Source organism: Streptomyces sp. NPDC007872 (genome assembly GCF_042868165.1).
Classification (GTDB): Bacteria; Actinomycetota; Actinomycetes; order Streptomycetales; family Streptomycetaceae; genus Streptomyces.
The window spans coordinates 669,313-694,252 of record NZ_JBIAEA010000001.1; the positions used below are offsets into that span (position 1 = coordinate 669,313).

Genomic DNA, 24,940 nt, shown 5'->3' on the forward strand with positions numbered 1-24,940 from the left:
GACATCCCGTGACTAACCCCCTGGTGGGGGCGGTGCGGGACCTCCGGTGATAGCGGGCCGCCCGCCGGTGAAAGCGGGGACCGCGCCGTGATAGTGGGGTGATAAGGCAGCGGACGGTGCCGTGAATCCGGTCGTTCCTAGCGTGGTGGTCACAAGGAAGCACCGCCCCACCGAGAGGGAGAATCCGATGTCGAAGACCACCGCCGCCCGCACCGCCCTCCGCACCGCCGTCGCCTCCGCCCTGATCGTGCTCGTGACCGGCGTCGGCGCCCAGGCGAGCTGGGCGGACGAGCCCACGGGCACGGTGACGACGGCCCCTTACGGGAACGGATCCGGCGACACCACGGGTACGGGCAGCGGCACCGGAACGGGCACGGGTGCCGGCACCGGCACCGGCACCGCGGGCAGCACCGACAACAACCCCTGGGACTGACCCGGTCGCACCCCCGGATCACGTCCCCGGTCCCACCTCCGGGTCACCCCCGGCCGCACCCCCGCTCGGCCCCGCTCACGACCGCCCCACGGCGTCAGCCGGCTCCGAGCAATCGTTTCGCCTCCGCCAGTTCCCGCCCCATCCGCCGCTCGCGGAAGACCTCCACGGCCGGAGCGAGCAGTTCCCGGGAACGCCCCGGTTCCCCGAGGATCCGGGCGAGGTCAAGACGCACCAGCGCACCCCCGCTCAGGTCCATGATCTCCTCCCGCGCGGCCACGGCACGGTCGTAGAAGTCCCTGGCCCGGTCGGGACGGCCCATCACCGCGAACGCGTGGCCCAGGTCGCGCAGCAGGTGCCCCTCGCCGATCACGTCGCCGGAGTCCCGGCAGAGTTCCAGCACCTCGGTGAAGGTCAGGACCGCCAGATCGCTCCGGCCCTGTGCCAGGAGCAGTTGTCCGACGCGCCGCAGGGTCCGTGCCCGGCCGCCGGTGTAGCCGACCCCCTCGTAGATCTCCAGCGCCTCGTCGAGCTGCGTCTGCGCCGCGTCGGTCTCCCCCTGGCGCATCCGGATGTGGGCGCTCTGGGTCAGGACGATCGCCCGGCCCACCACGTCCCCGGCCCGGTCGAAGTCGGCCAGGGACCTGCGGTACAGCTCCAGGGCCGAGGCGTCGTCGCCGTTGGTGCGCGCGATGAGCGCCATGTCGCGCCGGCACAGCGCCTCGCCCCGGGGCTCGTCGAGCGCCTGGAAGACGTCGAGCGCCGAGGTCAGCGCCTGGCGTGCCGTGTCGAACTGGTTGCGGCTCATGTAGAGCGAGCCGAGCGACGCGCGCACGGCGGCGGTGCCCCGCAGGTTGCCCGCCTTGCGGACCGCGGCGAGGGCCCGCAGGTGCGTCTGCTCCCACAGGTCGTAGTGGCCCCGCACCTCGAAGAGCGTGACGAGGGAGGTGGCGAGGTCCCAACTGAGGTCGTGGAGTCCTTCGTCGGCGGCGTGCTCGACCATCCGGCACAGGGCGGTCTGTTCCGCGTCGAGCCAGGCCAGCGGGTCGGCCAGGACCTCCTCGGTGTACGAGGCGGGCGGCTCCCAGCGCGGGGCGTCGCCGTGCAGGACGGTGAAGTCGCCCCCGTACACCGTGCGGTGGGCCTGCTGGGTCAGGTGCATCCAGCCGCCCGCCATCCGGGCGAGCGCCTCCCGCCGCACCTCCGGCGGGTGGTGGGCCGCCAGTTGCTCCCGCGCGTACACCCGGATGATCTCGTGGAAGCGGTACCGGAAGCCGCCGGTGCGCTCGACCCCGTCGACGTCCAGCATCTGCACGTCGACGAGCGGTTCCATGAGGTCGGAGGGGAAGGGGCGGCGGTCGTCGAGCAGGGCGCCCGCCAGCCAGCTCGGGAGGGTCGGCGCCTGGGCCATGCTGAGGAGCCGCAGCAGCCGGCGGTCGTCCGGTCCGAGGCCTTCGTACGTGAGGGACAGGCTGGCCCGCATCGTCATCTCGCCGTGCGTCAGCTCGTCGAGCCGGTGCCGTTCGTTGGCGAGGCGCTGCACCATGGACGCGAGGGTCCAGTGGGGGCGCGCGGCGAGCCGGGCGGCCACGATCCGCAGGGCGAGCGGGAGCCGTCCGACCGTGCGGACCAGGGCCTCGGCCGCCTGGGCCTCCCCGGCGACCCGTTCCCGGCCGATGATCCTGGCCAGGAGTTCGAGGGCCATGTCCTCGTCGAGGACGTCCAGTTCGACCCGGTGGGCGCCGGGGAGGGCGGTGAGGCGGGCCCGGCCGGTGACGAGGACGGCGCAGCCCCGGCTGCCGGGCAGCAGCGGCAGCACCTGGCCCTCGCCGGCCGCGTCGTCGAGGACCACGAGGACCCGGCGGGAGGCGAGCCGGGTGCGGTACATCTCGGCGCGCTCGTCCGGGGACTCCGGGATGAGCTGGCCGGGGATGCCGAGGGCCCGGAGGAAGCGGCCTAGCACCTCGGCGGGGGTGGCCGGGGTGCCGGTGGTGCCGCGCAGGTCGCAGTAGAGCTGCCCGTCGGGGAAGCCGGTCTCGGCCAGGGTGTGGGCGACGTGCACGGCGAGGGTCGACTTGCCGGTGCCCGGCTTGCCGGTGATGGCGGCGAGTCCGACCGTGGTGCGGTCCGGTCCCCCGGTCAGCGCCCGTTCCAGGGCGGCGGTCCGGGCCTCGTCCGACACGAAGTCGGCCACGGCGGCGGGGAGCTGGTGCGGGACGGTGTCCTGGCGCACGGCCTCCGGGACGGGGGCGGGCTCCTGGACGGGGACGGACTCCTGGGCGGGGGCGGACCTCTGGGCGGGGACGGTCGGTTCTTCGCCCTGCGGCGTCCCGCCCCCTTCGCTCCCCGCGGGCTCGTCGTGGACCCCCGTCCGTTCCCGCTCGCGCGCCGCCGCTGCGGCGGGCGGCCGGTCCGGCCCGGGGCCGGCGGGCGGGGGCAGGGCGCCGGCCAGGATCGCCGACTCCAGGGCGCGGAGCTCCCGGCCGGGCTCCAGGCCCAGTTCCTCGGCGAGGATCCGCCGGCCCGCCCGGAAGGCCTCCAGGGCCTCGGCCTGCCGGCCCGACCAGTACAGCGCCTGGATGAGCTGGCCGCGCAGCTTCTCCCGCAGCGGGTGCTCGTGGGTGAGCATCTGGAGTTCGCCCACGAGCCGGTCGTACCGGCCGAGTTCGAGTTCGAGCTGGATGCGGAGTTCGGTGGCGGACAGCCGTTCCTCGTTGAGCTGGCGCGCCCGGTTCGCCAGCGGGCCGCTGTCGAGGCCGGACAGGCACTCGCCCTGCCACAGGGTCACCGCGCTCCTCAGCAGGCGCACGGCCTCCCGGGGCGCGCCCTGCTCGCGCAGCCGCCGTGCCCGTAACACGAGGCCGGTGAAGAGCGCCGCGTCCACGTTGCCCGCCTCGGTGTGCAGCACGTAGCCCGGGGGCCGGGTCGTGATCGTGGCCTCCCCGGCCGCCGCGGCCAGCAGTTTCCGCAGGCGGGAGACGCAGATCTGCACCTGGGTGCGGGCGGTCTCCGGCGGGTTGTCCTCCCAGATGAGGTCCACGAGGTGGGGGGTGCCGACCACCCGGTTGGCGTCGAGGAGCAGGGCCGCGAGGATCACCTCCTGCCGGCCGGGGGGCACCCGCAGGGGTCCGGCGGGGCCGTGCACCTGGAGCGGTCCGAGGAGCCGGAAGGGGAGGCGCGACACGTCCGGGAGCCCCGGGTCTCTCTCACCTGTGCCGTCAGTCACCGATTCCCCCACGAAACAAATGAGTTGACACTTGGGACCCAAGTGAGGACAGTCTCCACATCCACCCCCGCCCTGTCCATGCCGTGAAGATCCCGGTCGGAGATAGAGGGGTGATAACCCGGAGTTGGTGACGCCCCCCAGAATCCTGCACCGAGAGTGAAAGGGGCTCAGCCGTTGAACCTCCACGATGACACCACCATCGGTCCGCCGGGCCGGATCGACCTGGTCACCGCCGCGGGCGTCGACCACGTGCGCCTCGTCTACGACTACCTCGACGCCGGCGACCTGGACTCGTGCGCCTCCCTGCTGCACGACGGCGTGGTGTTCGAGCTGCCCGGGATGCCTCCCGTCCGGGGCCGTACGGCGGTCCTGCGCGCCCGGCTCGGCCACACCCCGCCGAGGGGCCGCCACGAGATCGACCGCGTCGTCGCCCAGAACCGCAGCGTGGTGGCCGCGGGCCGGTGCGTCGATCCGGACGGCGGGGGGCGGGAGCTGCGCTTCGTCGACTTCTTCAGCATCACCGACGACGGGATGGTCCTCGCCTGTACGCGGTACTACCACGTGGCGCCCTGAACGGCCCGGGGCCCGCGGCCGGACGGCCCGGACCGGAGGTCCCGGACCCCGGGGGCCTTCGGTACCTGCCGCCGGGACCGCGCGGGGTGGAAGGTGGCCACGACGGCCGAACGCCACGCGCGACGGCCCCGGAGACACAGGAGGGAGCGGCGAGGTGCGCGGATCCGTGGACACGAGGCGGCCCGGTCCGGCCGAAACAGCCGGTGCGGCCGGTGCGGCCGGCACGGTCGGCCCGACCGTTACAACCAGTCCGGCCGAAGCCGCCGGTACAGCCGGAGCCGCCGGTACAGCCGGTACGGCCAGTGCCTCCCGCCCCGCCCATGCCTCCCGCCCCGCCCACCGCGGTCCCCGCCGCCGGGCGGAGTTCCGCTACCTCCTCGGCCGGGCGCTGCCCTTCCTCGTCCTGGCCGCCGCTCCCCTCGCCGACGTGCTCACCGCGCCGGAGGAGCGGTTCGACCGGTTCCTCATCGCCGCCCCCGCGCTCGCCGCGGTGACCTGGGGCGCCCGGGGCACGCTCGCGGTCGGCGCGCTGGCGATGGGGACGACCACGCTGCTCGCCCTGGGCCGGGGCGAGCGCCTCTTCCCCGCGCTCCTGGCGGGCCAGACGGTCCTGGCCGTCGTCACCCTGGCCGCGGCCCTGTCCAGCCAGGCCCGCCAGCGGCGGGAGGTAGAGCTGCGCCAGGTGAGCGAGGTCGCCGAGGCCGCCCAGTGGGCGGTGCTGCGCCCGCTGCCCCGGCGCCTCGGCAGCGTCGACCTGCGGCTGCTGTACGAGGCGTCAGCGGCCGGCGCGCACGTCGGCGGCGACTTCTACAAGGCCCTGAAGGTCCGGGGAGGCGTACGGATCATGCTCGGGGACGTCCAGGGCAAGGGGCTCGCGGCCGTGGAGGCCGCTTCGCTGCTGCTCGGCTCCTTCCGCGAGGCCGCGTACACGGCCCCCGGCCTGCCCGCGATCGCGGAGCGCCTGGAGGCGAGCATGGCCCGCTACGCGGAGCGGGCCCCGGAGTCGACGGCGGCCGACCGCTTCGCGACCGTCCTGCTCGCCGAGATCCCCGACGACGAACCGGTCGTACGGCTCCTGAGCTGCGGCCATCCGGCCCCGGTCGTCCAGCGCGGCCCGGTGGTGCGCACGGTGGAGCTGTCCTCGCCCTCCGTCCCGATCCACCTGCCGGTTCCGGTCGACGCGCCCTTCACGGTGGACGAGGTGCCGTTCGCCCCCGGTGACCGGATGCTGATGTTCACCGACGGCGTCAGCGAGACCAGGGACGGGTGCGGCGCGTTCTACCCCCTGGAGCAGCGGCTGCGGGGCTGGGCGGCCGAGCCGGCCGACCGGATCCCGGGCCTCCTCAAGGAGGACCTGGCCCGCTACGGCGCCCACGGCCTCGACGACGACACGACGGCCGTCCTCGTGGTCCGGGGCGGGGCCGGGGAGGAGACCCTGCCGACGCACGAGGAACACCTGATCGGCGTCTGAGGGCCCCTGATCACCGTCTGAGGGCCCCCGGCCCGGCACGGGCCGCGCGGGGCCGCGTAGGGTCGGCCCGCCCGGACACCGAGCCCCCGAGGAACGCGCCATGGACCTGCTGCCCTTCACCGCGGAACACGCCGCCACCGTGGCGGGCTGGCCCGCCTCGCCCGAGGAGGTCCTCCTGTGGTGCGGACGCCGGGAGTTCCCCGTGACCGGGGAGACCGTGGCCGGGTGGCAGGAGGACCCGGAGGTGCACGGGTACGTCCTCGTCGAGGACCGGGACGGAGACGGGGACGGGGCCCTGCTCGGGTACGGCGAGGTGTGGACGGACACCGAGGCGGACGAGGCCGAGCTGGCGCGCGTCGTCGTGGCGCCGCCGGCGCGCGGCCGGGGCGTGGGGCGGGTCCTCGCGCGGGCGCTGCTCGGCCGGGCCCGGGGCGCCGGTTTCGACGACGTCTTCCTGCGGGTCCACCCGGACAACGCCGTCGCGCTGCGCTGCTACGAGGGGGCGGGCTTCGTCCGGGTCGACCCCGACGAGGCCGCCGGGTGGAACGCCGCCCAGCCGGTGGCGTACGTGTGGCTCACCTGGCCCGCTCGGGTCACGGGGACGCCGTAGGGGTCGCCCCGCCGGCCGGGCGGGTGGCGACGAGGACGCCGATCTTGTCGATGCGGTGCTCCGGGTTGCCCAGGGCGTCCCGCCAGTGGTTGCCGGCCGCGTCGTCCTCGGGCGTGGCGCAGGTGGAGAGGGTGATCATCGCCCGGGTGGGCTCCTCGCCGGGCTCCCCGGGGACGGGGGCGCGCTGCTCGGCGAGGGAGGCGGCGGACCGGAAGGACGTCGAGCGGGTGTCGACGATCCGGTACTCGTACACGGCGTCGTCGGCCGTCACCACGACCGTGTCGCCCTCCTCGACCTCGGGGAGCAGGCGCAGGGGCCCGCCGGCCGAGAGCCGGTGCGCCGTCACGAGGTAGTTGCCGACGTCGCCCGGCCCGACCCCGCCCCGGTCGCCATGGGGACTCGCCGCCACTCCGCGGTCCTGGATCCGGGTGCCGGCCCGGTCGTCGCTGGTGCCCTCGTACGGCAGGACGGGCAGGTCCGCGACCCCGATGGAGGGGATGTCCAGCTCGGCCCGGCGCGGACGGGCCTCGGGGACGGGCGAGGGGGACGGCTCGGCGGCGGGCCGGGAGACGGCCGAAGGCGTGGCCGGGGGCGCGACCGACGGCTGACGTACCGTGGCCGGGGCCGTCGACGCGCCCGCCGTGCCGCTCGGGAGGGGTCCGCAGCCGAGGGCCGCGAGGACCGCCGTCGCGGCGGTCGCGACGGCGAGACGGGTACGACGACGGGTTCGGGTCATGCCGGGGCCCTCTCACGACGGCACGGGACTCACCGGGCCATTGTCCCGCGTCGCCCGCGTCCGCGCTCCCCGGTCGCACACGGCCCGGACGCCGTGGCGGGCGTCCGGGCCGTGTTCCGGTCGTGCGCTGGTGGTGCGTCGGTGGTGTGCGGGGGTCGGGTCAGGGCAGGCGGTGGTTCTCGTCCAGTACGACGCCGCGCTCGGGGCGGTACAGGTCGAAGCCGCGCGTGTCGCACTGCAGGCCGCCGACGATGCAGTGGTCGACCAGGGCCTTGAGGGTGCGCTCCTCCCACGCGTTGAAGAAGTCGTAGTGGAAGGAGTAGCCGCGGCCGCTGGCCAGGCGGACCTGGCTCATGTCGCCGTTGACCGGCCACGCCATCTTGAACTCGATCATCGGCAGGGCGACCGGGTGGGAGGCGGGGCACATGTTGTCGTTGGTGCCGGGCTTGACCACCGGGTAGGCCATGTGGCTCTTGTGGTCCGGGGTGTCGAGGTACTTTCCGTCCCAGCAACTGGGGGCCTGCATGCGCAGGTTGAGCTGGACGTCGGGCCGGCTCGGACAGGTGGCCGGGATGTCGGTGTTGAAGAAGCTGTCGCCGCACTCCCAGCCCTCGACGAAGCCCTTGTGCGCGCGGAACTCCTGGGCGGTCTGCGTCGGGCTGCCGACGACGAAGCGGAGGCCCTTCGGGAAGGGCCGGACGCTCCGGTAGTCGGTGACGCCGGCCTTGTAGTAGATGACCTGCGGGCCCACCGGCAGGATCTTCTGGTCGCCCTTGTACAGCGAGGGCATCCAGTAGGCGGAGGCGTCCGCGGGCGCCTTGCAGGTGGTGCTGCCTCCGTAGAGCGAGCCGGTGGTGCTGGCGGCGTTGGTGGAGGTGTTGCCCATGAACGTGTGGTCGTGGGACTTGCCGAACTGGCCCGGGTAGACGATCGGGTCGTCCGGCGCGGTGTGGGTGACGGAGCAGCCGGCCTGGAACTCGTGGTGGTAGGCCGGTGGCGGGGTGGCCGTGGAGGGGACGACGCCGGTGACCTGGGGTACGGCCGGGATGTAGCCGTCCCCGTCGGCGTCGTCGCCCGACGCCTGGGTGGAGGCGGCCATCTGGTGCCCGGTGTGGTTGACGGCCGCGGCGACGGCGGGCGGGATGCCGCCGCCCGGGTCCGTGGCCGAGGCCATGGTGCCGATGCCGAGGACGCTGGCGATGAGGGCCGTTCCGACGAGGAGTGCGGAGAGCCGCTTCGGACTCGATCTCATGGGGATCTCCTGCCCGTGGGGATGGTTGCGCGTGGACGCGGGGGCGCCACGCGACCGGTGTGGTGGGTTCCCGTGCGGTGGTGCCGGGGTGGCGGGGCCGAGCGGCGGGCCCCGCCACCCGTCAGGAGGGTGGCGCCGAGGGGGTGGCGCCGACCGTCAGGCGTAGACGCCGAACTCGTGGAGCGAGTAGCCCCAGCCGGTGCCGCGTGCGGTGAGCTGGAGCTTGACGTACCGGGCGGTGGCCCCGGCCTCGATGGTGTCGATGTCGCCGTTGCCGGTGGTGGTGGTGTGGAGGGTGCGCCAGGCGTTGCCGTCGTCGGAGACCTGGACCTCGTAGGACTTGGCGTAGGCGGGGTCCCAGACGAGCTGGAGGCGGTTGAAGGAGCGCACGGAGCCGAGGTCGACCCGGATCCACTGCGGGTCGCTCCAGTCGCTGGCCCAGCGGGTGCCGGCGTTGCCGTCGGTGGCGTTGGAGGCGGGGCAGGGGCAGTCGCCGTAGGAGGCCTGGAAGGAGGAGGCGGTGGTGGGCTTCCCCAGGGCGATGTTGGTGCCGGCGACGGGCGGGGCGACGACCTTGACGGACTTGGTCTCGATGCCGGCGTTGCCTCGGCCGTCCTCGGCCTGGACGTAGACCTTCCAGACGCCGAGCTTCTCGGGCGCGGTGACGGCGAAGGTGCCGTTGCCCAGGGAGCGGTACTGCGCGTCGACGAGCCGCTTGTCGCCGTTGGCGTAGTTCCCGCTGAGGTAGATCTTGGGCGTGACGGGGTCGCCGTCGGGGTCGCGGATGTCGGCGCGGACCGTGAACTCGCGTCCGGCCGGGGCCGCGGAGGCCGGGGTGACGGTCATGTCGGTGATGACCGGCGGGGTGTTGTCGCCCGCGGTGGAGCCGGTGTAGGCCTTCTTGACGGCGTAGTACGAGAGGCGCTTGAGGCCGTCGGGCAGGAGGTTGAACCAGACGCCGCCGAAGTCGTGTTCGAGGCCGTAGTGGAAGAGGGTGGCGCCGAGGGCGACGCCCTGGTGGCCGGTGACGCAGCCCCACGCCTTGGTGTAGCCGTCGGCCTTCTGGACGTCGGTCGGCTCGTCCGGGATGCCGTTGGCGTCGTTGGGGACCTCCCACTCGCCGGCGGGGCCGCCCTCGGTGATGACGTACGGCTTGGTGTAGCCGCCGTCGATCCAGTCCTGACGCACCTTGCAGAGGTTGCCGTAGGAGTTCATCGAGTACAGGTCGAGGTCGGGGGCGTTGCGCTTGTAGTACGGCCAGGCGCCGGTCCAGGCGTCGGTGGAGGTGACGGGGTGGTCGGGGTCGATGGAGTGGATCTTCTTGGCGACGTCGTTGACGAAGGTCGTGTACGCGTTGCGCTGGGCTTCGAGTTCGGTGCCGCCGTAGCAGTTCTGGAGGCCGAGGACGGACTCGTTGCCGACGTTCCACATCAGGGTCGCCGGGTGGGACTTGTAGGTGTCGACCCACTTGGCGAACTCGGTGAGCATGTTGTTCTTGTACGTCGTGTCGGTGACGTAGTTGACGCAGCCGCCGGCGCCGGGGCCGCCGCCGGGCTGGAGCCAGAAGCCGTTGATGACCTTGAGGCCCTGGGCGGCCGCCGCGTCGAGCAAGGGCTTGCTGGCGGCGTCCGTCCCCCAGGTCCGGACGGTGTTGACGCCCATGGACCTCAGGTCCGGCATGTAGCGGGGGGCGTCGGCCATCGCCGGGCCCCAGGTGAGGCCCTTGACGGTGTACGGCTGTCCGCCGACGGTCAGTCGCCAGTTGCCCTGGGAGCCGGTGACCCGGACGGCGCCGCCGGGCCCCGGCTGGGTGGTGCCGTTCTCGCCGTAGACCCGGAACTCCCAGAGGGAGTAGCCGTATCCGGTGGCGCGGGCCACGCCCTGGAGGCGCACGTAGCGGCCGGTGCCGGAGACCGTCAGCTCGTCGGTGCCGCCGTCGCCCGCGGTGACGGACTTGACGGTGCGCCAGTCGGTGCCGTTGTCGGAGAGCTGGATGTCGTAGGCCTTGCCGTAGGCGCCCTCCCAGTTCAGGACGACGCGGCTGACGTTCGCGCTCGCGCCGAGGTCGACCTGGAGCCACTGGTTGTCGCTCCACTGGCTGGCCCAGCGGGTGCCGGTGAGGTCGCCGTCGACGGCGGCGGACGCGGCGTAGCCGGCGCCCTCGGCCGAGGAGGCGGTGGCGGTCTTCCCCTGGGAGAGGAGGGATTCGGCGGCGGTGGCGGGCGCCGCGGTCAGCACGGTGGCCGAGGCGGCGAGCAGGGCGCCGAGGGACACGAGCGAGGCCGTGGCGCGGGCCCGCCTTCGTGCGGTCGAAGCGGTGGTCATGGACTTCTCCTGGGCGGAGGGGGAGGGAGGGGGTTGCCTTCCGGGCGGCGTGGCGGGGACCTGGAACGCCGCCCGGAAGGAGCGGGGGGCCGGGGCGCGCCGGTCGGGCGCGCCCCGGGGGACCGTCAGGGGAAGGAGACGACGGTCGAGGGCACGGTGGAGGTGCCGGCCGGGACCGTGGAGGCGCCGGTGTCGTTGATGACGTGGTTGTAGTGGCCCATGCCGCCGAGGGAGACCACCAGGAGGCTGTGGAACTTCACGCCCGGCTTGACGGGTGCCTTGAAGCCGTGGTCCTGGCGGATGTTCGGGTCGACGTTGTAGTTGCAGTAGCTGCCGAGGCCCCAGGCCTCGTGGGTGTTCACGGAGTCGTCGACCCGGTAGGCGGCGTAGCCCTTGGTGGCGCCGTTCTGGATGGCGGCCTGGTTGGGGGCGTCGTACGCCTTCTCGTTCTGGTAGAAGATCGTGCGGCCGCGCTCGCCGTACCACTCGACGTCGTACTTGTTGAAGTGCTCGACGAACAGGCCGGTGGCGAGCACGTCGTCGCCGTTGACGCGGACGCCGTAGTCGGCGCGGTTGGTCTCCCAGCCGACGCCCTCGCCGTGGTCGGCGCGCCAGACCCAGGTGTGGTCGATGATCGCGTCGTCGCTGTTGACGACCACGCTGGTGGTGGCCTTGCCGGCACCGGCGCCGCCGACGCGGATGTAGACGTCCTGCACGGTGGTGGGGTTGGCGGCGTGGTCCGCGGAGGCGTTCTGCGGGCCGAGCTCCAGGAGGGTCGGGGAGTTGACCGGGCCCGCGTCGATCAGGAAGCCGGCGAGCCGGACGCCGTCGACGTCGGCGACCTTCATCGCGGTGACGCCGTTGTCCGGGATGATCGTGGCGAGGCCGAGGCCGAGCACGATGGTGTTGGCGCGGTTCACGTTGATGGTCTGGTCGACGTGGTAGACGCCCGGGGTGAAGAGCAGGTGCAGGCCCTGGGCGAGCGCCTGGTTGATGGTGGCGGCGGTGGCGCCCGGCTTGACCACGTAGAACTGGCTGAGCGGGACGGACGTGCCCTGCGGGGTGCCGTTGGCCCAGGTGGTGCCGCGGGCGTTCACGCGCTTGGCGGGCGCGAAGACCTTGTACTCGTTGCCGTCGAGGTAGAGGTAGGGCTTCTCGCGGGAGATCGGGGTGGTGTCGAGCGTGGTGTAGCGCGGCTCCGGGAAGGAGGTCGCCGGGGCGCCCTCGACGCCCGAGAACGTCTGGTTCCAGACGCTGTTGGACCAGCCGCCGATGGAGCTGTCCCGGGTGTACCACTGCTGCTGCGAGTAGTTGCCGATCTGGCCGTCGATCTTGGAGTCGGCGATGTAGCCGCCGCTGGCCCAGCCGTAGCCGTTCGGGGCGAGGTTGAGGCCGCCCTTGACGTGCATGCGGCGGAAGGAGGAGGCCTGGGAGACGGCCCAGCGGTCGGTGCCGTTGACCGGGTTGAGGGTCAGGCCCTCGGCGCCGCGCCAGAAGTTCTGGGTGGCGTTGCCGTTGAACCAGCCGGCGTCGACGGTCACGTCGCCGTTGATGGTGGTGTCGCCGGGGCGCAGGCCGAGGCCGGCGATCTGGGTGTAGAAGCCGATCTGGGCGTTGAGGCCGTTGTACGTGCCGGGCTTGAAGAGGAAGGCGTGCCGGCCGTTGCCGAACTGGGCCGACTCCTGCTGCTGGAAGACCTGGTCCAGCTTGGCCTGGATGCCGGGGGTGGAGGGGTCGAAGACGTGCACGTTGGGGCCGAGGTCGCCGCCGCCGGGGAGGGTGGGGCCGGTGCCGTCGGTGGTGCCGTACACCTGGAACTCCCAGAGGGAGAAGCCGTATCCGGTGGCGCGGGTCTGGCCGTTCATGCGGACGTAGCGGCCGGTGCCGGAGAGGGAGACCTCGTCGGTGCCGCCGTCGCCGGCGGTGACGGTGGCGACGGTCCGCCAGTCGGTGCCGTTCTCGGAGGCCTGGATCTGGTAGCCCTTGCCGTAGGCGCCCTCCCAGAGGAGGGTGGCGCTGCTGAGCGTGGCGCTGCGGCCGAGGTCGACCTGGAGCCACTGGTTGTCGCTCCACTGGCTGGCCCAGCGGGTGCCGGTGAGGTTCCCGTCGACGGCGGCGGACGCGGCGTAGGCGGCGCCCTCGGTCGAGGAGGCGGTGGCGGTCTTCCCCTGGGAGAGCAGGGTGGGGGCCGCTTGGGCCGTCGTGGCGGGGCCGAGGGCGAGCAGGCCGCCGGCCAGGGACGCGACGAGGGCGCCGACGGTGGCCCGTCGGACGGTGGGGGCGGGACGCCGGAGGACCGGCGGGGACCCGACGGAGGACATGGGTCTCCTCTGGGATACATGGGGGAAACGTGGGAGAGCGCTCTCCGAAACCTTGCACGCAGGGCCAGTTGACGGTCAAGGCGTGTGACACGACTTTTCTTTTGGCTTTCATTAAGTCACGACACCGATGGGTTCCGGCCGGACCCGGACCGCTCCCCCGCCGGACACGCGGCACCGTTAAAGTGCGGAGGTGGGGAATCGAGCACCGACTCTGGAAGACGTCGCACGTGAGGCGGGGGTCTCGCGCGCCACGGTGTCCCGCGTCGTCAACGGGGTGCGGAACGTGGCCCCCGACATCCAGCGCAGCGTGCGCGACGCCATCGCCCGCACCGGCTACACGCCCAACCAGGCCGCCCGTTCCCTCGTGACGCGGCGGACCGGGGCCGTCGCCCTCGTGCTCTCCGCGCGGGACGGGGCCTTCGCCGCCCGGGTCTTCTCCGACCCGTTCTTCGGACGCGTCGTGGACGGCGTCCTGCCCGTGCTGCGCGAGCGCGCGATCCAGCCGGTGCTGCTCGTCTCCGAGTCGGAGCAGGCCAGGGCCCAGCTCGTGGAGTACCTGCGGCAGGGCGGCGCGGACGGGGCCCTCGTGGTGCCGATCGACGACGAGGACCCGCTGCCGGCGATGCTGGTGGGGGCGGGCCTCCCCACGGTCCTCTTCGGCCGGCCCCGCGACGGCGAGCGGCACGGATTCGTCGACCTGGACAACGACGCCGGGGCGCGTCTTGCGGCCGAGCACCTGTGGGCCACCGGGCGGCGGCGCCCCGTCACCATCGCCGCGCCGGTCACCGCCCCCGCGGCGGGCGCGCGCCTGGACGGCTTCCGCCGGGCGCTGGCCGCCCGCGGCGTGGCGGACGTGCCCGTCGTACGGGGCCGGTTCACGGTCGACAGCGGCCGGCGCGCCATGGCCGAGCTGCTGCGGGAGCACCCGGACCTCGACGCGGTGTTCGCCGCGAACGACCTGATGGCCCAGGGCGCCTGCCAGTACCTGCGCGAGCGGGGCGTGGACGTCCCGGGCGCGGTGGCCGTCGTGGGCTTCGACGACTCGGCGGCCGCGCGCAGGGCCAGGCCCCGGCTGACCACCGTGCGCCAGCCGGTGGAGCGCATGGCGGCCGCGATGGCCGGTCTCCTGGTCGAGGAGCTGGAGGGCGTGCGGTCCGGGCCCGCCTCGAAGGTGTTCGCGCCGTCCCTCGTCGTGCGCGAGTCCGCCTGACCGCTCCCCTTCGTGCGCGAGTCCGCCCGACCGCTCCCCGTCGTGCGCGAGTCCGCCCGACCGCTCCCCGCACCTCTCCGGGAAAAGGGGCGTGCGTCGGCCTCCGGAGGGCGCCCGAGCGGTCTCGGGGCGGCCCTCCGGAGGCCCGTGGCGGAGTGCCGGTTCAGCCGGCGGTGGCCTCCCGGTGGGCGCGGATGACGTCCGCGTACCGGCGGCCGCTCGTCTTCACGGTCCGCTTCTGCGTGGCGTAGTCGACGTGGACGAGCCCGAAGCGCTTGTCGTAGCCGTAGGCCCACTCGAAGTTGTCGAGCAGGGACCAGGCGTAGTACCCGGCGAGCGGGACGCCCTTGCGGACGGCGCGGGCGCAGGCCGCGAGGTGCTCCTCCAGGTAGGCGGTGCGCTCCGGGTCGTGGACGGCTCCGTCGGGACCGACGGCGTCGGGGAAGGCCGAGCCGTTCTCGGTGACGTACAGCTCGCGCACGCCGTAGTCCTCGGTGAGCCGCAGCAGGAGGGCCTCCAGGCCGCCGGCGTCGATCTGCCAGTCCATGCCGCTGCGGGGCACGTCGGGCAGGCGCACCTCGCGGGCGTGCGGGACGGGTCCCTCGGGGTCGTCGGCGACGGTGACCGGGAAGTAGTAGTTGAGGCCGTGCCAGTCGAGCGGGGCGGCGATGAGCTCCGCGTCGCCCGGCTTCTCGGGGAGTTCGACCCCGTACAGCTCGCGCATGTCCGCCGGGAAGCCGCGGCCGTACACCGGGTCGAGCCACCAGCGGTTGGTGTGGCCGTCCATGCGGGCCGCGGCGGCGAGGTCCTCGGGCCGGTCGGAGGCGGGCGCGACGGTGGAGTGGTTGGTGACCAGGCCGATCCGGGCGCCGGGGGCGGCGGCGCGCAGGGCCCGGGTGGCCAGGCCGTGGCCGAGCAGCAGGTGGTACGAGGCGCGGACGGCGGCCGTGAGGTCGGCGAGGCCCGGGGCCATCCGGCCCTCCAGGTGGCCGATCCAGCCCGAGCAGAGCGGCTCGTTGAGGGTGGCCCAGCGGGTGACGCGGTCGCCGAGGCGCTCGGCGACCGCGGTGGTGTAGGCGGCGAGGTGCTCGGCGGTCTCGCGGACGGTCCAGCCGCCCCGGTCCTGGAGGGCCTGCGGCAGGTCCCAGTGGTAGAGGGTGACGGAGGGGGTGATGCCGGCGTCGAGGAGGCCGTCGACGAGCCGGTCGTAGAAGTCGAGCCCGGCCTTGTTGACGGGCCCGTCGCCGCCGGGGACGACGCGGGGCCAGGCGACGGAGAGCCGGTAGGCGTCGGTGCCCAGCTCCTTCATCAGGGCGATGTCCTCGCGCCAGCGGTGGTAGTGGTCGCAGGCGGTGTCGCCGTGGTCGCCGTTGTCGATCGCACCGGGGACCCGGGAGAAGGTGTCCCAGATGGAGGGGGCCCGCCCGTCCTCGGCGACGGCGCCCTCGATCTGGTAGGCGGAGGTCGCCGTGCCCCAGGCGAAGGACGGCGGGAAGGCCTCCAGGTCGAGCGCGGGGCGGGGACCGGTGGATTCGGACACGGAGAACCTCTTCGTGGTCGGCGGGGAGAAGGACGTCACTTGACCGCACCCGCGGTGAGGCCGGCGACGAGGTAGCGCTGGAGGAGCAGGAACCCGACGACGACGGGGACGCTCACCACCAGGGAGGCGGCCATCACCTGGTTCCAGTAGACGTCGTTCAGGGTGGCGTAGCCCTGGAGGCCGACGGCGAGGGTGCGGGTGGAGTCGGTGGTCATGACCGAGGCGAAGAGGACCTCGCCCCAGGCCGTCATGAAGGCGTAGATCGCGACGGCGACGATGCCGGGCGTCGCGGCCGGGATGATCACGCGGAACAGCGCCTTGATCGGCCCGCAGCCGTCGACCTTGGCCGCTTCGTCCAGCTCGCGCGGGATCGAGTCGAAGTAGCCGGTCAGCATCCAGATGGAGAACGGCAGCGAGAAGGTCAGATAGGTGAGGATCAGGCCCTCGCGCGAGCCGAAGAGCGCGATGCCGGTGGCGTTGCCGAGGTTGACGTAGATGAGGAAGAGCGGCAGCAGGAAGAGGATGCCGGGGAACATCTGCGTCGAGAGGACCGTCACCGTGAAGACCCGCTTGCCGCGGAAGGAGTAGCGGCTGACGGCGTACGCGGCGAAGATCGCGACGATCACCGAGAGCACCGTGGCCGCGCCCGCGACGACGATCGAGTTCACGAAGTAGTCCGCGAGCGGGACCGTCTCCCAGATGTCGACGTACGGGCGGAGCGTGAGCCCGGAGGGGAACCACTCGAACTTCCCCGACACGTCCTTGAGGGGCTTCAGGGAGCTGGAGACCATCACGTACACCGGCAGCACCACGAACGCGGTGAGCAGGGTGAGGAAGATCCGCCGGGTCCACAGGAACGAGCGGGGCGCCGCCATGGGCGACCGGGGGGCCGTGCGGCGGACCGCGTGCTCAGACATCGGAGGTCTTCCTTCCGCGGGTGGTGAGCAGGAGGTAGACGCCCGTGACGACGAGGAGGAAGAGCAGGAGCAGCACGGACATGGCCGAGCCGGTGCCGAAGTTCCACGTCTGGAAGGACGACTGGTAGATGTGGAGCGAGATCAGGTCGGCGGCTTCGGGGGCCGCCTTGCCGAAGAGCACGAACGGCGTGTTGAAGTCGTTGAACGTCCACAGGAACAGGACGAGGACGAGGACCTGGTTGACGGAGCGCAGGGACGGCAGGGTGATGTGCCGGATCTGCTTCCACACGCCGGCGCCGTCGAGGGCGGCGGCCTCGTACATGTCCCGGGGGATGTTCTGGAGTCCCGCCATGACGGTGAGGAAGGCGAAGGGCCAGCCCTTCCAGACGGAGACGATCAGGAGGGCCCAGAAGCTGTTGTCCCCGATGAGCCAGAAGGCGGGGCTGTCGCCGATGCCGAGCTGGTCGTGCAGGACGTGGTTCACCAGGCCGTTGTCGCGCTGGAACATGAACGCCCAGGTGATGACGGCGGCGTAGACCGGCAGGGCGTACGGGACGAGGAACAGGGTGCGCAGGAAGCCCCGGCCGCGGAAGTTCTCCTGGAGGAAGACGGCGGCGGCCGTCCCCAGGAGCCAGCACAGTCCGACGGAGAGGAGGGTGAACAGACAGGTCGTCAGGAAGGACTTCAGGAGGGCCTGTCCGACGGGGGCGTCGAAGTCGATCGAGACGGCGTAGTTGTCGAACCCGGACCAGGGGGCCTCGGACCAGTTCCGGACGTAGAACTGGGTGAGCTCGCGGAAGCTCATGGTGATGCCCATGAGCATCGGCACGAGGTGGACGAGGAGTTCGAGGAGCAGGGCGGGCAGGAGCAGCAGGTACGGCAGTGCGATGCGGCGGCGCCCGGAGCGGCGCGGGGTGCGCGCCTCTCCGGGTGCGGCCTTGCGCACCGTCCGCTCACTCGGAGGAGTGACGACGGTTTCGGTCATGGTGGGTGCGGCCTACTTCTTGGGCATCTGCTGCTGGGCCTTTTCGAGCTTGGCCCGGACGGACTCCGTGGTGACCGGACGGCCGGCGGCGGCGTCGGCGAAGAGCTCCTTGACCGCGGTGCCGACGACGGTCTCGAACTGGGACTCCTCGGGGACCTGCGGCAGGGCGGCGGCGCTGCTGGAGAGGGTGTCGCGGATGACGGTGAGCGAGGGGTCGGAGAACGCGGCGTCCTGCTGGGCGCTCTTGACCGGCGGGACCGATCCGTACGCCTTGTTGAGGGCGATCTGCTCCTCGTCGCTCGTCAGGTACTTCACGAACTTCAGCGCGCCGTCGCGGTTCTTGGTGTTCTTGAAGACGGCGAGGTTGATGCCGGCGACCATCGAGTTGGTCTGCTTGCCCTGGCCCGGCTTGCCGGACGGGACGGGGGCGGGGGCGACGCCCCACTCGTCGGGGCCCATGCCCTGCGCGGAGAAGGTCTGCGACGGGGTCTGCCACAGGACCATGCCGGTCTTGTTCTTGGCGAAGTCGCTGAGGGACTGGTTCTGGGCGTACTCGGCGTTGCCGGGGGCCACGATCTTCTGGGCGGCCATGAGGTCGACGTACTGCTTGACGGCGGCGACGGCGCCGTCGGAGGTGAAGTCGGGCTTCCCGTCGGCGGTGAAGAAGTCGGCCCCGTGCTGCTTGCCGAGGACGAAGACCTGGTGGATGTTGTTGGAGAGGTTGGAGCCCTCGACGCCGATGCCGTTCTTGCCCTTCGCGCCGAGCTTCTTGCCGGCCTCGGCCACCTCGTCCCAGGTGGTCGGCGGCTTGGCTATGCCCGCCTCCTTGAAGAGCTGCTTGTTGTAGTAGAGCGCGTAGGCCATGGAGTAGAGCGGGACGGCGGCCGGGTCCTGGCCGGAGACGCCGGTGGAGCCGAGCGCGGAGTCCACGAAGCGGTCCTTGCCGCCGATGGCCCCGAAGTTCTTCTCGTCCCAGGGCAGGAGGGCCCCGGTGGACTGCAGGGAGGCGCTCCAGGTGTTGCCGATGTTGAGGACGTCGGGGCCCTGGCCGGAGGTGGTCGCGGTGAGGATCCGGTTGAGCAGGTCGGACCACGGGATCACCTCCAGCTTGACCTTGATGCCGGTCTCCTTCTCGAACTGGTCGAGCTCGGGCTGCAGGACCTTCTTGTCGACCTCCAGGCTGGCGCCCTGGTTGGAGGCCCAGTAGGTGAGGGTCTTCGGGGAGGACCCGCTGTCTTCTCCCCCGCCGCAGGCGGTGGCGGTGAGGACGAGGGAGAGCGTGACGGCACCGGTGACAGCGGCTCTGATTCTGCGCATGGCTCCTGGGCCCTTTCGGGGACGAGGGAAGGGCCGACACGGGGAGCCCCTGGACCGCTCTCCGTAACATCGGCTTAATTTAGGATGTGAGTTAAACCCCATGAGAAGGTCGCGTCAAGGCTTGTACTGCGGGTATGTTGAAACGAACGACATGAGAGACGGGGACCAGAGTGCACGCGAGAAGTGGCCGCACGGTGCGTGACCTGCGGCGCGAGAACCGCACCGCCGTTCTGCGCAGGCTGTACTTCGACGGACCGATGAGCCGGCTCACGCTGGGCCCCGCCACCGGGCTGAGCTCCGGCTCGGTCAGCAACGTGGTCGCCGAACTCGTCGCGGAGGGCCTGGTCGAGGAGGCGGGCAGCGTCGACTCGGCCGGCGGGCGCCCCCGTACCCTCGTGCGCATCACGCCCGGCAGCGGCTTCATGATCGGCGTCGACATCGGCGAGACCCGGATAAGGATCGAGTTGTTCGACCTCGCCCTCACCGAACTCGCCCGCACCGAACGCCCGTTGGCCAGCTCGGGGCCGCGCACCGCGCGCTACGACGTCGACCTCGTCGTGGCGCACCTGCGGGAGGGGATCGCGGAGGTGCTGCGGACCGCGGAGGTGCCCGCCGAGCGCCTGCTCGGCGTCGGCGTCGGCGTGCCCGGCATCGTGGCCCGCACCCCGGAGGACGGCGCGGTCGTGCACGGCCAGACGGTCGGCTGGGACGCCGTCCCGCTGGAGCGGCTGCTGCGCGAGCACGTGGAGCTGCCCGCCTCGGTGCCGTACTGGATCGACAACGGCGCCAAGACCCTCGGCCAGGCCGAGATGTGGTTCGGCGCCGGGCGCGGCGCCCGCAGCGCCGTCGTGGTCCTCTTCGGCTCCGGCGTCGGCGCCTGCGTCGTCACCGATCCGATGGGACCCGGACGGGCCCTCGAATGGGGGCACTTGACGGTACGGGTACGGGGTCGCCGCTGCCGGTGCGGCTCGCAGGGGTGCCTGGAGGCGTACGCGGGCGCGGAAGCGCTCCTGGAGCGCTGGCGCGAGGCGGGCGGGCGGCCCCCGGAGGGCGCGGACGAGGAGACGGCCCTGACGGCGATGCTCTCCGCCGCCTACCCCGCCGGAGCCGGCACTCCCCCGGACGCCACCGCGCTCGCCGTCCTGGAGGAGACCGCCGAGTTCCTCGGCGCCGGATTCGCCGACCTGATCAACCTCTTCCAGCCCGAACGCATCCTCGTCGGCGGCTGGGCCGGCCTCCAGCTCGGTGCCCGCTTCCTGGAGACCGTGACCGGTTACGCCCGGGAGTACGCCCTCAGGTATCCGGCCAGCCGCACCGGCATCGGCCTGGGCACCCTCGGCCCCGAGGCCGTCACGGTCGGCGCGGCCCTCCTGCCCCTGGTGGACTTCTTCGCGCAGGGCGGCCGCCGCCCCGAGACCGAACCCACCCCGCCCTCCCCCGCCTGGCAGACCGCCCTGCGGGACCGCGTGTCCTCCTGAGACCGGCGGCGGCGTCCCCGCCGCGCCCGGATGGCCCGACCGGACGAACCGCCCGATACTGATCGCATGGCAGAGAGAACGGCGAAAGAGCACCCGCCGTCGAGCGTGACGGTCAAGGGGCGGGACGTCCGGCTGCGCACCCTCGGCTTCGTGCTGCTCGCGGCCCTGGCCGTCTGGTTCATCGCCGCCAACACCGGCTCCGTTACCGTCCGCCTGTGGGTCCCCGAGGTCACGCTCCCCCTGTGGACCGTCCTGGCGGTCACCCTGCTCGCCGGGATCGCCCTGGGCCTGATCGTCGCCCGCCGCCGCGCCCGGCGCTGACGCCTGCCCCGCGCCCGCCGTTCCCCCTCGGCGACGGGCCGGGAAGGCCGGGGCCTGGCGGTCTCGGCGACGCACCAGGAGCGCCCGGGCCCCGCGGTCTCAGCGACGCGCCAGAAGGGCCCGGGTCTCGCGGTCGACCTGCCGGGCCTCCCCGGTGGGCACGACGAGGACCGGGACCCGTGCGCCGGGCTCGCTGACGATCTCGGGGCGTTCGGCGACGAGCGGCCGCAGGCCGCCGGAGAGGCCGAGCACGGACAACCGGGCGCACACCTCCTCGCGCACCTCGGGCTGGTCCTCGCCGATCTCGCCGGTGAAGACCAGGGCGTCGAGCCGGTCCAGGGACGCGGCCGTCGCCGCGATGCCGCGGCGGCAGTGGTGGGCGAAGACGTCCAGGGCGAGCGCGGCCCGCTCGTCCCCCGCCGCCCGGGCGCGGACGAGGTCGCGCGTGTCGTCCGAGGTCCCGGAGAGGCCGAGCAGACCGGACTCGTGGTTCAGCGCGTCCTCGACGGCGTCGGCCGTCAGGCCGTGCCGGGTCTGGAGCCACGTCAGGGCGCCGGGGTCCACGCTGCCGCTGCGGTGGCTCATCACCAGACCCTCCAGCGGGGTGAACCCCATGGTCGTGTCGACGCTGCGCCCCTCCCGCACGGCGCAGACGGAACAGCCGCCGCCGAGGTGCGCGATCACCAACCGGAGCCGGTCGGCGGGGCGGCCGAGGAGTTCGGCGGCCCGGTCGAGGGCCCAGGCGTAGGACAGGCCGTGGAAGCCGTAGCGGCGCAGCCCGTACCCCTCGCGCCACTCCTCCGGCACCGCGTACTCCCGTGCGGCGGCGGGCAGGCCGGCGTGGAAGACGGTGTCGAAGCAGGCGACGTGCGGGACGTCGGGCAGCAGGTCCCGTGCCGCGTCCAGGACCGTCAGGGCCGGCGGGACGTGCAGCGGCGCGAGGTCGGCCACCCGGTCCAGACGCGCGCGGACCTCGTCGTCGACCGGGGTGTGGCCGCGCAGCTCCGGCCCGCCGTGGACGATGCGGTGGCCGACGGCCACCGGGGCGGGCGCCTCGTCGAGGAGGCGCCGCAGGGCGTCCGGGGCACCCTTCCCCGGCGGGGTGTCGTCGTGGTGCTCGGCGAGGACCTCGCCACCGCCGCCGAACACGGTCAGGCGCAGGCTCGACGATCCGGCGTCGGCCACCAGGACCGGGCCGTTCTCCTGTGGGGACACGTCTTCCTCCTCGGTCCGGGCCGCTCGCCCCTACTTCTCGTCCTTCTCGTCCTTCTCGTCCTTCTCGTCGCCGGAGCCGGGTTCGGCCGTCTTCCGGTGGGCCTCCGCCTTCAGGCTGTCGGGCAGCACCTTGGCGGCGGCGGCCTGCGCCTTGGTCTTGACCGAGCCCGCGACGATCCTGTCCTTGCCGGCGAAGAGGGCGTCCAGGCCCTGCCGCGCGACCTGGGCGGGATCGTCCTTGTCCTGCTGCCCGACCTTGGTGTCGTCCATGTCGGCGCGGTGGAAGAAGTCGGTCTCGGTCGGACCGGGCATCAGGGAGGTCAGGGTGACGGCCGTGTCCTCGAGCTCGTTCTGCAGGGCCTCGGTGAAGGACTGCAGGAAGGACTTCGAGGCGTTGTACACGGCCTGGAAGGAGCCCGGCATCGTCGAGGCGATGGACGAGGTGACGAGGACACGGCCCCGGCCGCGGGCGGCCATGTCACGGAGGGTCAGTCTGGCCAGGTGGACGGTGGAGCGGACGTTGAGGTCGACGATCTCCAGCTCGTCCGCCAGGTCGGTGTCGACGAACGCCCCGCCCTGCCCGACGCCGGCGTTCAGGACGACGACGTCGAGCGGACGGCCGAGGCCGGTGGCCGCCGCGAAGAGGCGCTCGGTCTGCTCGGGGTCGCGCAGGTCGGCCCGGACCACCTCCACCCGGACTCCGGCCGCTCGGACCTGCTGGGCCGCCCGCTGGAGCCGCGCGTCGTCCTCGGCGTTGACGACGAGGTCGTAACCGCGTTCGGCCAACTGCTTGGCCAGCTCGAAGCCGATGCCGCTGGAGGCGCCGGTGACGAGGGCGAGGGGCCTGGTGTCGCTCATGTGCGATCGCTTTCGGTTCGGGTGCCGGAGGGCACGGCTGCGGCGGGCACCGGCCGCCCGGCGCCCGGCGCAGCCGTACGACGCCTGTTCCCGTTTCCCGGCACCTGATGGCCCGCTCGCGGCGGCCGTTCACTCCTACGGGCGGGCGGGCGGGCGGGCGCGGGTAGCCTGCGGGGCGTGGACGACTTCTCACGTTCGTGGACCGCGCTGCGCGCGGCCGTCGCCGGTCTCGCCGACGAGGACTTCGCCCGGCCCTCGGGCTGCGCCGACTGGCTCGTGCGCGACCTGGTGTGCCACCTCGTCATCGACGCCCAGGACGTCCTGATCACCCTCGCGACGCCCGCCGACTCTCCTCCGACGCGCGACGCCGCGACGTACTGGGAGGTCTCCGACACGCCGCCGACCGGCGACGATCCGCTGGACGCGCTGACCGTACGGCTCGCCGCGGCCTACGGGGATCCGGGACTGCTGGCCTTCCACCTCGACGACGTCGGCTCCGCCGCCGGACGCGCGGCCGCGCTCGCCGACCCCGGCGGGCGGGTCAGTACCCGCGGCGAGGTGCTCACGGTCGCCGACTACCTCTCCGCCTACGTCCTGGAGTGGACGCTGCACCACCTGGACCTGGTCGCGCGCCTGCCCCGGGCGCCCCGACCGCCCGAGGAGGGTCTGGCGGCCGCGCGCGCACTTCTGGAGCGGATCGCCGGGACGCCGTTCCCCGCCGCCCTGTCCGACACGGACGCGCTGCTCGTGGGAACCGGCCGTCGCGCGCCGAGCGCCGCGGAGAGCACCGCCCTGTCCGGGGCCGGCGTACGGATCCCGCTCTCTCTGGGCTGACGGCCGCGGCGGCCTCCGGCGCGAAGGCGGTGCTCCTACGCGTCCGCGCCGGCGTGGGCGTGCCGTCCTCCGGCGCGGGGGCCGTACCAGTCCAGGCAGACGATGGTGGCGTCGTCCTGGAGGTGGCCGCCGGCGGCGTCGGCGACCGCGGCGGCCAGGGCCCGGACGACCTCGCGGGGGCGCTCGGCGGCGGTGTCGCGGATCAGGCCGGGCAGGTCCACCGACTCGGTCCGGCGCTCCTGCGCGCCGTCGGTGCAGAGCACGAGGCGGTCACCGGGCCTCAGATCGAACTCCTGCACCCGGTGGGGAGACCGCGCGGCGATGCCGAAAGGTGGGTCGACGGCCAGGGGGACCTCCCCGACCCGGCCGTCGCGCAGGCGCAGGGGCCACAGGTGTCCGGCGTTGACGAGGCGGGCGCCGCTGCCGTCCAGGGCGATGCGCAGGAGCTGGCCGGTGGCGAAGGTGCGCCGACCGTGGTCGAGCATGGCCCGGTGGGTCCGGAGTGCCTGCTCGGCCAGGTCGGCTCCGGCGCGGCGGGCGCCGCGGGAGGCGTTGACCAGGAGGGTGGCCATCAGGGCGGCCTCGACGTCGTGGCCCATGGCGTCGGTGACCGACAGGTGCAGCGTGTCCTGGTCCAGGGCGTGGTCGTAGGTGTCGCCGGCGACGCTGTCGGCGGGGACCAGGGCGCAGACGAGGGCGAACTCGGCCGCCTCCATGGAGGGGGCCGAGGGCAGGAGCCGGCGTTGGATCTCGGCGGCCAGGCTCACGGGGGTGGTGCGCTGGCCCCAGTGGTACAGATCGGTGAAGCGGCGGTCGGTGACGACGATGTACGCCAGCGCGTGCGCGGCCTCCTCGACCTGCTCCAGGACTCCGTCGGTGGCCTCGGGCACGAACAGCTCCAGGATGCCGATGACGTCGCCCCGGTTGGTGACCGGGGCGAGGACCCGCTGCCCGTCGCCCCCGTCCCCGACCCGGATCAACTTCTGGGTGCGCAGGACCTCCTCGTAGACGCTGCCGGCCAGCGGGACCCGGTCGGCCCGGCGCCCCTGCCGGGTCCCGGTCTCCTCGGTGACCCTGCCGGGTCCCGGTCTCCTCGGTGGCCCGCACCACCTTCCGGCCGACGATGTCGAGGAACAGGAACGACACGTACCGGGCGCCGAACCGGTCGCGCAGGTTGCGCGCCACCACGGCGAGCGAGGCCACCGGCGCGGCGTCCTCCGCCGCGGCCAGCACCTCGGCGAGCCCGATCCGCTCGTCCTCCATCGCCGCCTCCCAGCGCTCGCGCGCACATGCGCCCCGCAGGGACGAGCGGAGCGCCCCG

General features: G+C 73.2%; 19 protein-coding genes and 1 pseudogene. 8 read left to right on the plus strand and 12 right to left on the minus strand.

Annotated features, from left to right (window positions below; genetic code table 11):
- The first annotated feature begins 187 nt into the window (after positions 1-187).
- Positions 188-433, plus strand: a complete 246-nt coding sequence (locus ACFYNX_RS02650; protein WP_388656886.1) for a hypothetical protein — start codon at positions 188-190, stop codon at positions 431-433.
- Between the two features lie 94 nt (positions 434-527).
- Here ACFYNX_RS02650 and ACFYNX_RS02655 read toward each other — a convergent pair whose 3' ends face one another.
- Entirely contained in the window at positions 528-3,614 is a 3,087-nt protein-coding gene (locus tag ACFYNX_RS02655) for a BTAD domain-containing putative transcriptional regulator (protein WP_388656888.1), read from the minus strand.
- Positions 3,615-3,830: 216 nt separating this feature from the next.
- On the opposite strand from ACFYNX_RS02655, the gene ACFYNX_RS02660 reads away from it, so the two are divergent.
- From ACFYNX_RS02660 to ACFYNX_RS02670, 3 genes are all read left to right on the plus strand, one after another.
- Complete coding sequence (locus ACFYNX_RS02660; protein WP_365549322.1) at positions 3,831-4,229, plus strand: nuclear transport factor 2 family protein; 399 nt, start codon at positions 3,831-3,833, stop codon at positions 4,227-4,229.
- A gap of 166 nt (positions 4,230-4,395) precedes the next feature.
- Positions 4,396-5,700: a PP2C family protein-serine/threonine phosphatase gene (locus ACFYNX_RS02665; RefSeq protein ID WP_388656891.1), complete on the plus strand. Its 1,305-nt coding sequence runs from the start codon at positions 4,396-4,398 to the stop codon at positions 5,698-5,700.
- 100 nt (positions 5,701-5,800) lie between these two features.
- Positions 5,801-6,310, plus strand: a complete 510-nt coding sequence (locus tag ACFYNX_RS02670) for a GNAT family N-acetyltransferase (RefSeq protein WP_388656894.1) — start codon at positions 5,801-5,803, stop codon at positions 6,308-6,310.
- On the opposite strand, the gene ACFYNX_RS02675 is transcribed toward ACFYNX_RS02670, so the two are convergent.
- From ACFYNX_RS02675 to ACFYNX_RS02690, 4 genes are all read right to left on the minus strand, one after another.
- Positions 6,294-7,046, minus strand: a complete 753-nt coding sequence (locus ACFYNX_RS02675; RefSeq protein ID WP_388656897.1) for a sortase domain-bontaining protein — start codon at positions 7,044-7,046, stop codon at positions 6,294-6,296. The genes ACFYNX_RS02670 and ACFYNX_RS02675 overlap by 17 nt on opposite strands.
- A 160-nt stretch (positions 7,047-7,206) precedes the next feature.
- The gene (locus ACFYNX_RS02680) at positions 7,207-8,298 is read right to left on the minus strand and encodes a DUF1996 domain-containing protein (RefSeq protein ID WP_365549334.1); all 1,092 of its coding nucleotides are present in this window, start codon (positions 8,296-8,298) and stop codon (positions 7,207-7,209) included.
- A gap of 156 nt (positions 8,299-8,454) precedes the next feature.
- Positions 8,455-10,623, minus strand: coding sequence for a discoidin domain-containing protein (locus ACFYNX_RS02685; RefSeq protein WP_388656899.1), 2,169 nt, complete (start codon positions 10,621-10,623; stop codon positions 8,455-8,457).
- Between the two features lie 125 nt (positions 10,624-10,748).
- Positions 10,749-12,944, minus strand: a complete 2,196-nt coding sequence (locus tag ACFYNX_RS02690; protein ID WP_365549340.1) for a discoidin domain-containing protein — start codon at positions 12,942-12,944, stop codon at positions 10,749-10,751.
- Positions 12,945-13,134: 190 nt separating this feature from the next.
- On the opposite strand from ACFYNX_RS02690, the gene ACFYNX_RS02695 reads away from it, so the two are divergent.
- On the plus strand, positions 13,135-14,154 hold the full coding sequence (locus tag ACFYNX_RS02695; protein ID WP_388656902.1) for a LacI family DNA-binding transcriptional regulator: 1,020 nt from the start codon (positions 13,135-13,137) through the stop codon (positions 14,152-14,154).
- Positions 14,155-14,317: 163 nt separating this feature from the next.
- On the opposite strand, the gene ACFYNX_RS02700 is transcribed toward ACFYNX_RS02695, so the two are convergent.
- Genes ACFYNX_RS02700 through ACFYNX_RS02715 form a run of 4 tightly spaced genes read right to left on the minus strand, consistent with a single transcriptional unit; the run spans position 14,318 to position 18,913 of the window.
- Positions 14,318-15,694: a GH1 family beta-glucosidase gene (locus ACFYNX_RS02700; protein WP_388656903.1), complete on the minus strand. Its 1,377-nt coding sequence runs from the start codon at positions 15,692-15,694 to the stop codon at positions 14,318-14,320.
- Between the two features lie 35 nt (positions 15,695-15,729).
- Entirely contained in the window at positions 15,730-16,569 is an 840-nt protein-coding gene (locus ACFYNX_RS02705; protein WP_365549488.1) for a carbohydrate ABC transporter permease, read from the minus strand.
- A 34-nt stretch (positions 16,570-16,603) separates the two neighbouring features.
- Complete coding sequence (locus ACFYNX_RS02710; RefSeq protein ID WP_365549349.1) at positions 16,604-17,596, minus strand: sugar ABC transporter permease; 993 nt, start codon at positions 17,594-17,596, stop codon at positions 16,604-16,606.
- Positions 17,597-17,608: 12 nt separating this feature from the next.
- The gene (locus ACFYNX_RS02715; protein ID WP_365549352.1) at positions 17,609-18,913 is read right to left on the minus strand and encodes an extracellular solute-binding protein; all 1,305 of its coding nucleotides are present in this window, start codon (positions 18,911-18,913) and stop codon (positions 17,609-17,611) included.
- A gap of 170 nt (positions 18,914-19,083) precedes the next feature.
- On the opposite strand from ACFYNX_RS02715, the gene ACFYNX_RS02720 reads away from it, so the two are divergent.
- Together ACFYNX_RS02720 and ACFYNX_RS02725 are read left to right on the plus strand one after the other, a co-directional pair.
- Complete coding sequence (locus ACFYNX_RS02720; RefSeq protein ID WP_388656907.1) at positions 19,084-20,391, plus strand: ROK family protein; 1,308 nt, start codon at positions 19,084-19,086, stop codon at positions 20,389-20,391.
- A 66-nt stretch (positions 20,392-20,457) separates the two neighbouring features.
- Positions 20,458-20,712 (plus strand): LapA family protein, encoded by a 255-nt coding sequence (locus ACFYNX_RS02725; protein ID WP_365549357.1) that lies wholly within the window; start codon positions 20,458-20,460, stop codon positions 20,710-20,712.
- A gap of 99 nt (positions 20,713-20,811) precedes the next feature.
- On the opposite strand, the gene ACFYNX_RS02730 is transcribed toward ACFYNX_RS02725, so the two are convergent.
- Together ACFYNX_RS02730 and ACFYNX_RS02735 are read right to left on the minus strand one after the other, a co-directional pair.
- Positions 20,812-21,927, minus strand: coding sequence for an acetate/propionate family kinase (locus ACFYNX_RS02730; protein ID WP_388656910.1), 1,116 nt, complete (start codon positions 21,925-21,927; stop codon positions 20,812-20,814).
- 30 nt (positions 21,928-21,957) lie between these two features.
- Entirely contained in the window at positions 21,958-22,785 is an 828-nt protein-coding gene (locus ACFYNX_RS02735; protein ID WP_388656913.1) for an SDR family NAD(P)-dependent oxidoreductase, read from the minus strand.
- Between the two features lie 177 nt (positions 22,786-22,962).
- On the opposite strand from ACFYNX_RS02735, the gene ACFYNX_RS02740 reads away from it, so the two are divergent.
- Positions 22,963-23,619 (plus strand): maleylpyruvate isomerase N-terminal domain-containing protein, encoded by a 657-nt coding sequence (locus ACFYNX_RS02740; protein ID WP_388656916.1) that lies wholly within the window; start codon positions 22,963-22,965, stop codon positions 23,617-23,619.
- A 35-nt stretch (positions 23,620-23,654) separates the two neighbouring features.
- Here the strand turns inward: ACFYNX_RS02740 and ACFYNX_RS02745 are convergent.
- A pseudogene (locus tag ACFYNX_RS02745) lies at positions 23,655-24,882 on the minus strand (PP2C family protein-serine/threonine phosphatase).
- Between the last annotated feature and the right edge of the window lie 58 nt (positions 24,883-24,940).

Excerpts from the sequence above, each read along its gene's own strand:
- ACFYNX_RS02650 (WP_388656886.1), top strand. The coding sequence starts at position 188 with ATGTCGAAGACCACCGCCGCCCGCACCGCCCTCCGCACCGCCGTCGCC.
- ACFYNX_RS02670 (WP_388656894.1), top strand. The coding sequence starts at position 5,801 with ATGGACCTGCTGCCCTTCACCGCGGAACACGCCGCCACCGTGGCGGGC.
- ACFYNX_RS02675 (WP_388656897.1), bottom strand. The coding sequence starts at position 7,046 with ATGACCCGAACCCGTCGTCGTACCCGTCTCGCCGTCGCGACCGCCGCG.
- ACFYNX_RS02680 (WP_365549334.1), bottom strand. The coding sequence starts at position 8,298 with ATGAGATCGAGTCCGAAGCGGCTCTCCGCACTCCTCGTCGGAACGGCC.
- ACFYNX_RS02685 (WP_388656899.1), bottom strand. The coding sequence starts at position 10,623 with ATGACCACCGCTTCGACCGCACGAAGGCGGGCCCGCGCCACGGCCTCG.
- ACFYNX_RS02690 (WP_365549340.1), bottom strand. The coding sequence starts at position 12,944 with ATGTCCTCCGTCGGGTCCCCGCCGGTCCTCCGGCGTCCCGCCCCCACC.
- ACFYNX_RS02705 (WP_365549488.1), bottom strand. The coding sequence starts at position 16,569 with ATGGCGGCGCCCCGCTCGTTCCTGTGGACCCGGCGGATCTTCCTCACC.
- ACFYNX_RS02710 (WP_365549349.1), bottom strand. The coding sequence starts at position 17,596 with ATGACCGAAACCGTCGTCACTCCTCCGAGTGAGCGGACGGTGCGCAAG.
- ACFYNX_RS02715 (WP_365549352.1), bottom strand. The coding sequence starts at position 18,913 with ATGCGCAGAATCAGAGCCGCTGTCACCGGTGCCGTCACGCTCTCCCTC.
- ACFYNX_RS02725 (WP_365549357.1), top strand. The coding sequence starts at position 20,458 with ATGGCAGAGAGAACGGCGAAAGAGCACCCGCCGTCGAGCGTGACGGTC.
- ACFYNX_RS02735 (WP_388656913.1), bottom strand. The coding sequence starts at position 22,785 with ATGAGCGACACCAGGCCCCTCGCCCTCGTCACCGGCGCCTCCAGCGGC.